This is a genomic window from Actinomycetota bacterium, from assembly GCA_036280995.1.
Classification (GTDB): Bacteria; Actinomycetota; CALGFH01; order CALGFH01; family CALGFH01; genus CALGFH01.
Genome location: DASUPQ010000337.1, coordinates 1 through 7978, shown reverse-complemented (window position 1 = coordinate 7978; position 7978 = coordinate 1). Strand labels below are relative to the sequence as shown.

The window sequence follows — 7978 nt, the reverse complement described above, 5'->3', positions numbered from 1 at the left end:
GTGGCGGTTCTTCCGCTCCTACGACCTGCTCCTGACCCCGACGCTTGCTGTTGCGCCGTTCGAGCACGGATTGCAGGGGCCGGCGACCATCGATGGGCGCGAGGTGGATGCGTTCTACTGGCTGTCGTTCACCTTCCCGTTCAACTTCACCGGTCAGCCGGCGGCGACGGTCCCGGCCGGGTTCACCGAGGACGGCCTGCCCGTCGGGCTGCAGATCGTGGGCCGGCGGCTGGACGATGCCCTGGTGTTGCGGGCCTCGGCGGCGTTCGAGACGGCGGCGCCATGGCGGGACCGCTGGCCTCCGATCCTCACCGAATTAGGGCGGTAACAGTCCGGGTTGTCCCCGCCCGTAGGTACGGAAACCCCCATACGGCCTGTGAGCTGCAGGTTCGCCCAGCAGCTCGGTAGCGTTGCACTGCCGTCAACGCCACTGCGGAGGCCATCCTGCTCCCCACCGTGCATCGGGCCGGCCGCAGCTGGATGCCGACGTCCAGCAACTGATCATCCGCCTGGCCAGCGAGAACCCGCGCTGGGGGCTACCAGCGCATCAAGCGTGAGCTCCTTCGACTCGGCGTGCAGGTCTCGGCCACCGCGATCCGTTCCATGCTCCACCGCTACGGGCTGGACCCGGCCCCACGGCGGGCCACCACCACGTGGCGAGCATTCCTGCGCGAGCAGGCCGCCGCCCTCGTCGCCTGCGACTTCTTCACCGTCGACACCATCTGGCTGCGACGGCTATATGGGCTGTTCGTTTTCGAACTCGACACCCGACACGTCCACTTGGGCGGCGTGACCGCCAACCCCGAAGGCGGTTGGGTCGCCCAGCAGGCCCGTAATCTTCTGCTGACGTTGGAGGAGCGGGGACGATGCGAAGTTCTGCCGCGCCTTCACGACGTGTTCCGGTCAGGGGAGGCCGAGGTGGTGCTCACGCCGTGCAGGCGGCCAACGCGAACGCCGTCGCCGAGCGATGGATCGGCACGGTCCGCGCCGAGTGAGTGGACTGGCTGCGATGGTCGGCCGAGAGCATCTGGAGCAGGTCCTGAGGGCTACACCAAGCACTACGACCAGCATCGTCCACACCGAGCCCTCCGACTTGAGGCACCGGAACGACCCGGGCACCGCTGCGACCTGATGGGCGGCTGCTGCATGAGTATCGGCGGGCTGCACGAACGAATTTCCGCACCCCACGGGCTACAGCACCTTGCCGGGGTTCATGACGCCGGTTGGGTCCAGCGCCCGCTTGATCGCGCGCATCACCTCTGTCGCCTCGCCCAGCTCCTTGACCAGGTAGCGCTTCTTCCCAAGGCCGATCCCATGCTCGCCGGTGCAGGTCCCGCCCATCTCAAGCGCCCGGTCGATCAGGCGGTCGTAGAAGTCATGCGCCTCGTCCAGCTCCTTGGGGTCCGAGGGGTCCAGCAGCAGGATGACGTGGAAGTTCCCATCGCCGATGTGACCCACGATCGTGCTCGGCATGCCCAGGTCGGCCAGATCCGCTTCGGTTTGCTCGATGCATGCGCGAAGGCAGGAGATCGGCACGCACACGTCGGTCGTCAACGCCCTGCAGTTGGGACGCAACGCAAGCGATGCGAAGTACGCATTGTGGCGCGCCCGCCAGAGACGATCACGACCCTCCCGGCCGATCTCCCACTGCAGCTTGGAGCCGGCGTTGGACGAGGTGACGGCCGCGACGCTGTCCACGGCGTCTCGGACGCCGCCGGGTGATCCGTGGAACTCGAAGAACAGGGTCGGGGCGACCTGGTAGGAGAGGTCCTCGTAGGAGTTGATGGCCCCGATCGCGGACTCGTTCAGCAACTCCACGCGAGCCACCGGAACACCCATCTGGAGGATCTGGATGACCGAGGCCACGGCATCCCCGATGGAGTCGAACGCGCACACCCCCGCCGAGATCTCCTCCGGGATGCCCCGCAGCCGAAGCGTCGCCTCGGTGATCACGCCCAGCGTGCCTTCGGAGCCGACGAACAGCCTGGTGAGGTCGTAGCCGGCCGATGACTTGCGAGCCCGGGTCCCCGTGCGGATCACGCGGCCATCGGGCAGAACCACCTCTAGGCCCAGCACGTTGTCCTTCATCGTCCCGTACATGACGGTGGTCGTGCCGGAGGCCCGGGTGGCGAGCATCCCACCGATCGTGGCGTCGGCGCCCGGATCCACGCTGAAGAAGAGTCCCTGCCGCTGGAGGACCGCGTTCAGTTGCCCCCGCGTGACGCCTGGCTGGACGACAACATCGAGGTCTTCCTGATTGACCTGCACGATGCGCTGCATCTCCGTCGTCGACAGCGCCACCCCGCCGACGGTCGCGAGGACCTGGCCCTCCAGCGAGCTGCCGGCACCGAATGGGATCACGGGCAGGGCGTAGCGGGAGCAGACGGCAAGGGCGGCGGCCACCTCCGCGGTCGTTCGGGGGAAGATCACGCAGTCCGGAAGGGCCGGCGCCAGCACCGACTCGTCACGGCTATGGTGCTCCCGGATGCTCTGGGCGACGCTGAACCGCGAGCCAAACACCTTCTCCAGCTCGTTGAGCGCCTTCTGATGCGACGAGGCAGGCGGCACCGCATCCCCTTCCTGGCCGAACGTCCAACGGTGCGGCACATCCAAGCCTACGCTTCGTCCGGTGCGGCCAGGGCAGCGCATACCGCCCACCATGTTTGTGTACGTGCCAACGCCCTCGATCTCCACCTCGACCGAGTCGCAGCCAGCTCTTCGAGCCAAGAGCGACGCCGCTCGGCGTCCCGCTCGGCCCAGGCTCGCTGGCGGGTCGGGTCGGGCAACTGGTCGGCCAGCCGGGTGTGGTCGTCGCACCTTGTCGGCCGCCGGAATCCCGCAGCGCTGTGGTTGACGTCTGTGCTTACACACTTACACTGAAGGCAGAATGGGGAGGACCTATGGGCAGCGAACTGCAGGGGGCTGGCGGCTACCGGGTCGGGGACGCCGACCGCAACCGCACCGCCGACCTGCTCAAGGAGGCCCACGCCGCCGGCTACCTCACCCTGGAGGAGACCGACGAGCGGCTCGGCACCGCTCTCGCCGCCCGCACCCGCGGCGAGCTGGACCGGCTGGTCGTCGACCTGCCGCCCGAGTGGCGGGCCAGCCAGGAACGCGGCCAGCAGCCGCCCGGGCCGCCCTCGCGCCAGCCCTCCGTCCTCCCGCCAGAGGCCGCCTGGCTGGTGCCGCTGGTGATGGTCGTGACCGGCGTCATTCTCCTTGCCGTACTCACCCGCGGCTTCTGGTTCTTCCCCTGGCCGCTGCGGTGGATCGTCTTCTTCTTCGCGTTCGGCCGCCGGGGCCGGGCCGGCTGGCGGCCGCCCCGCTGGTAACCGGTCGTCCCTGTCCGGGCCAGGAGGGCTCGAGGAGCTCCGGGCGCCCCAGGAGCCAGGAGGGTCTGCCGGCGACGCGGCTATGAGCAGCTACGGCGATGGGTGAACCTCCAGGAGAAGGCACGGCCGGGTGAGCAGACAGCCCTCGTGATGGCCTGCGGCAGCCCAGCGTCGAGTGGTGGTCTTGCAGGGTAGGGTTGGGCCATGACGCTGGAGCCGGGCCTTCAGGCGGCCTTCCGGCACACCGTGACCGAGGCCGACACCGCCGCCGCGATCGGCAGCGGCGAGGTGCCGATGCTGGCTACCCCGCGGGTGCTGGCCCTGGCCGAGCGGGCGACGGTCGCCGCGGTCGCCGGCGCCCGGACGGTGGCCAGCGGCCACCTCACCCGGGTGGTGGTGGACACCGCCGCCTTCCTCCGCCAGGCAGGCGCCTGGGCGGGCGGGTGAGCGAGTTGCGGGTGATGGCCGAGCAGGCGGTCGGCGCGCCGGCCGACCTGGTCTACCGCTTGATCGCCGACTTCGACCGCCACCATCCGCGCTTCTTGCCGCCAGCGTTCTCACAGTTCCGGGTCGAGGAGGGCGGCGTGGGTGCCGGCACGGTGCACAGCTTCCGGATGACCACCGGCGGGCGGGCCCGCAGCTTCCGGATGCGGGTCGCCGAGCCGGACCCTGGCCGGGTGCTGACCGAGTCCGACGAGCGCACCTCGATGGTGACGACTTGGGTCGTGACCCCGGAGGGGTCGGGTTGTCGGGTGCGGGTGGAGACGCGCTGGCAGGGCGCGGGTGGGGTCGGCGGGTTGGTCGAGCGGCTGTTCGCGCCGCGGGTGCTGCGGCGGCTGTATGCCGAGGAGCTGGAGCGGCTGGACCGCTACGCCCGGACGGTGCCGCCCGGCTAAGTGGGTAGCTCTTGGCACTGCTCACCGACAGTGTTGGATGGCCGTTGCGCTTGGTCGGCGGGCACGCCACCCTGCACGGCGATGGCCAGGCTGCTTGTCGTCCACCACACCACCTCGCCGCGGCTGCAGGCGCTCTTGGAGGCGGTGCTTTCGGGCGCCCGCGACGAGACGATCCAGGACGTCACGGTCCTGGCCCGCCCGGCCCTGGTCGCCACTGCGATCGACGTGCTGGGCGCCGACGGCTACCTGCTCGGCACGCCGGCCAACCTCGGGTACATGTCGGGCGCGCTCAAGCACTTCCTCGACCAGATCTACTACCCCTGTCTGGAGGCGACCGTGCGGCGGCCCTATGGGCTGTACGTCCACGGCGACAGCGACACCACCGGGGCCGTGCGGGCGGTCGAGGCGATCACCCGGGGCCTGGGATGGCGCCGCGCCCAGGCCCCGGTGGCCGTGCTCGGCGACCCGAGCCGGGAGGACCTCCAGGCCTGCTGGGAGCTTGGCGCCGCGATGGCGGCAGGCTTGACCCCTGTCTGCCGGCTGACCTGGTCCGACCCCGGTCGAGGCGGTGCTACCGTAAGCCCGCATACCATGCAAGTGCCGAGGCCCCGCAAACTCTGCGGGGCCTCGGGCGTCCACCAGCCGCCGTGCCGGCGGGACCGTGCCGGTGCCGACAGAGATCCAGCATGCTGCCGGCCGGTTGGCCCGGTCACTCCGGCTTGTGTCGATCAGCGGATCAACGATGCTCGCGGACCAGCCGCAGGGTCAGCGGGTACCGGTAGGGCTGGCCCTGGCTGGCCTTGACGGCCTGTTGGTGCCAGAAAGTCGACCGTAGGCTCTGAGCTGCGGGGCCGCCGGGGGCCGGCGCTGGCGCCGATGATCGATGGATGGCGCTACGACTGCTCTATCTGATCTTCTGCCAGCTGCTGGGATGGCTGATGCTGCTGGCACGGCGCTCGGCCACCAACAACGCGAGCTGCTGGTGTTGCGGCACGAGGTCGCGGTGCTCCGCCGGCAGGTGGCCCGACCCCGATTGGACTGGGCCGACCGCGCGGTGCTGGCTGGGCTGGCACGGCTGCTGCCCCGGGCTGGGTGGCGCGGGTTGCTGGTGCAGCCGACCATGCTGCTGCGATGGCATCGCGACCTGGTCCGGCACCGGTGGATCTACCCACACCGGCGTGGTCGTCCAGGCGTGGCGCTGGAGCTCCACGATCTGGTGCTGCGGCTGGCCAGGGAGAACCCGACCTGGGCTACCGCCGCATCCACGGCGAGCTGTGCCGGCTCGGGTACACGATTGGGGCCAGCACCGTCTGGGCCATCCTGCAACGCGCCGGTGTCGACCCGGCACCGATCCGGCCGTCGGTCTCCTGGCGGCAGTTCCTCCGGGCCCAGGCCGAGAGCGTGCTGGCGGTGGACTTCTGCACCGTGGACACCGTGTTCCTCAAACGCCCGTACGTGCTGTTCGTGATCGAGGTCGTCTCCCGCCGGGTCCACGTGCTGGGAGTGACGCCGCATCCGGGGAGAGCATGGGTGACGCAGCAGGCCCGCAATCTTCTTATGGCCCTTGACGGCTGCGCCGGCCGGTTCCGGTTTCTGGTCCGCGATCGGGACGCGAGGTTCACGGCCGCGTTCGACGCCGTCTTCGCCGCCGAGGCGATCAAGGTGCTCATGACGCCGGTGCGGGCGCCGCGATGCCGCTCGAAGGAGCGGGGCAGCGAGCCGGGAGCAGCATGGTGATCCATGCCGCAGAACGAGCACAGTCAGGAGTTCTCCATCCGTTATGCGGCCCCGTTCCACCGACCCTGGACACGACGATGACCAGCGTTGCCGCTGGTCATCAGGGTGGGGTGGAGGTGAGGGGATTTGAACCCCTGGCTTCCTCCGTGCGAGAGAGAACCGGGGTGGTCGGACGACCAGTGATGCTGGCCGACAAGGGCTCCTGAACTGCGATGTCGAGTGGCCGTCGTTGCCCGGTGTGTCCGTAGGATTCGGGTAGGGTGTGGCCCCAGTGTGGCCCAGGAACGACAGTTGGAAGGGGCGGCTGACCGTGCAGTCAAGCGAGATCACCGACGTCCTGAACCGTCCGATCAGCCAGGAGCTCCTGGCCCGCGACTTGACCCGCCTGGCCTACGTCGCCAAGGACGGCACGCCGCGGTCCATCCCGATCGGGTTCACATGGAATGGATCGGCGATCGTCATGTGCACCGCGAAGAACGCCGCGAAGGTCCCGGCTCTGCGACACAACCCGGCGGTCGCCCTGACCATCGACACCGAAGTGCACCCGCCGCGCATCCTGCTCATCCGCGGACGGGCCGAGCTGGACGTCGTCGAGGGCATCCCGGACGAGTACCTTGAGATGAACGGCACCTACACGATGACACCCGAGCAACGGGCCGAGTGGGAGGCCGAGGTGCGGTCGCTCTACGACGGCATGGTCCGGATCGTCGTCGTGCCGACGTGGGCGAAGCTGATCGACTTCGAGACGACCCTCCCCAGCGCGGTTGAGGAGCTGGTCCGGCAGCGGGAGGAACGTCAGCGCGCCTGAGCGCCGCCGCCTGCCCGACTCATCGGGGATCCGGTCGCTCGCTGCCGAGTGGACTGAGGAGCTGGCGGTGACCGTCGTGTTGCTGCCGGGCCGCAGGGCCGGCCTTGAGGAGGTAGACAAAGTCCCTCGGCCTTGACTTCGATGGGGGAGGGGGTGCTGTCGTGTGCTCATGTCTGGTGCGGTAGCGCAGCTACCCCACGCCGTTGCCGACCCGGCGCTCGTCCAGCAGTTCGAGCTGGAGCCGGGCCCGGTCGGGGAAGAAGTGCTTGCCCCGCCGACCACCACGGGCCAGAGGAACAGGTGGACCTCGCCCCCAGCCCGGCGGTGATGGCAGGGCGCCCAGGGGGGACGGCCACGGTGAGTCCCGCTCGGCTGCCGCCTTCAGGTGCCGGAGCGCTCGGGGTCGAAGTCCCGCTCGATCCGCGTCCTGGTGGGGAGGCCGCCGCCAGCGTCGGGGAGGACACGACCTTGTCGGCCGCCGGCCCGATCTGTGGACCGCCCGCGCGGCCGGTGACTGGCCGCGGCGGCCGGGTCGGTCTCCCAGACGGCCATCAGCTCCTCCAGCCGGCGCCCTACAGGTAGTGCCGACCGGCCGCTCCAGGTCGTCGATGGAGAAGGCCTCCTTGTCTGGTACCGCCCAGTCGAACTTGCCGTCCTCGTCGGCGATATAGCCGTCAACACCTAGCGCAGCTTGGCCATGACGGGCCTTCCTCGAGGGTTGGCGCTGCGGGATCGTCGGTCAGCACCGTACCTGGCGGCTGTGGCACCGCCCGGCAACCCTCGCCGAGGCTGTCTGAGCCCAGGTCGTGTCCTCACCAAAAGCCAGATCCCTCCTGGATGCCTGGCCGGGCGGTCGGCTCTGCCCGGGGACCCGGGGGACGGTGAACACCGTGGCCTGCCAAGCGAGCACCAGGAGCAAGCGACAGCGCCAACAAAGCCGGCCGAACTGATCAACTGCCGGCCCTGGCCGGCTCAGGAGCCGAGCTTGGCTGGTTGGTGGGACGCTTGCGGCTGGGCGTGGTGGGAGAACAAGGCTCCCACCACGAGACTGCTCGCAGCCCGGGTCAGGCTCAGCCGCTTATCGTCCACAAGCACCTTGTAGCAAGACAAGAAGAAGCTGCGCCGCTACGCGGGGACCACGTCAAGGAGCTCGGGCCCCGCGGTGGCCAGCCACAGCTCGCGGGGACCGGGGGCGAGCACATCCT

Annotated in this window: 6 protein-coding genes and 3 pseudogenes; 7 read left to right on the top strand and 2 right to left on the bottom strand. The window is 69.7% G+C overall.

Annotated elements, in window-relative coordinates; all coding sequences use genetic code 11:
* The coding region (locus VF468_11615) for an amidase family protein (GenBank protein ID HEX5878948.1) at positions 1-328 on the top strand (328 nt) is incomplete at its 5' end.
* 863 nt (positions 329-1191) lie between these two features.
* On the opposite strand, the gene VF468_11610 is transcribed toward VF468_11615, so the two are convergent.
* Positions 1192-2694 carry an FAD-linked oxidase C-terminal domain-containing protein gene (locus tag VF468_11610; GenBank protein HEX5878947.1) on the bottom strand — a complete coding sequence of 501 codons (1503 nt, stop codon included), beginning with the start codon at positions 2692-2694 and terminating at the stop codon, positions 1192-1194.
* A gap of 206 nt (positions 2695-2900) precedes the next feature.
* Between VF468_11610 and VF468_11605 the strand changes: the two genes are divergently transcribed.
* From VF468_11605 to VF468_11580, 6 genes and pseudogenes are all read left to right on the top strand, one after another.
* On the top strand, positions 2901-3332 hold the full coding sequence (locus VF468_11605; protein HEX5878946.1) for a DUF1707 domain-containing protein: 432 nt from the start codon (positions 2901-2903) through the stop codon (positions 3330-3332).
* 204 nt (positions 3333-3536) lie between these two features.
* Positions 3537-3689: pseudogene (locus VF468_11600) on the top strand (thioesterase).
* Positions 3690-3775: 86 nt separating this feature from the next.
* Positions 3776-4228 (top strand): SRPBCC family protein, encoded by a 453-nt coding sequence (locus tag VF468_11595; protein ID HEX5878945.1) that lies wholly within the window; start codon positions 3776-3778, stop codon positions 4226-4228.
* A gap of 81 nt (positions 4229-4309) precedes the next feature.
* Positions 4310-4759: pseudogene (locus tag VF468_11590) on the top strand (flavodoxin).
* Positions 4760-5166: 407 nt separating this feature from the next.
* Positions 5167-5920: pseudogene (locus VF468_11585) on the top strand (integrase).
* 355 nt (positions 5921-6275) lie between these two features.
* On the top strand, positions 6276-6773 hold the full coding sequence (locus tag VF468_11580; GenBank protein HEX5878944.1) for a pyridoxamine 5'-phosphate oxidase family protein: 498 nt from the start codon (positions 6276-6278) through the stop codon (positions 6771-6773).
* Positions 6774-7154: 381 nt separating this feature from the next.
* On the opposite strand, the gene VF468_11575 is transcribed toward VF468_11580, so the two are convergent.
* Positions 7155-7325 carry a hypothetical protein gene (locus tag VF468_11575; GenBank protein HEX5878943.1) on the bottom strand — a complete coding sequence of 57 codons (171 nt, stop codon included), beginning with the start codon at positions 7323-7325 and terminating at the stop codon, positions 7155-7157.
* Positions 7326-7978: the final 653 nt, after the last annotated feature.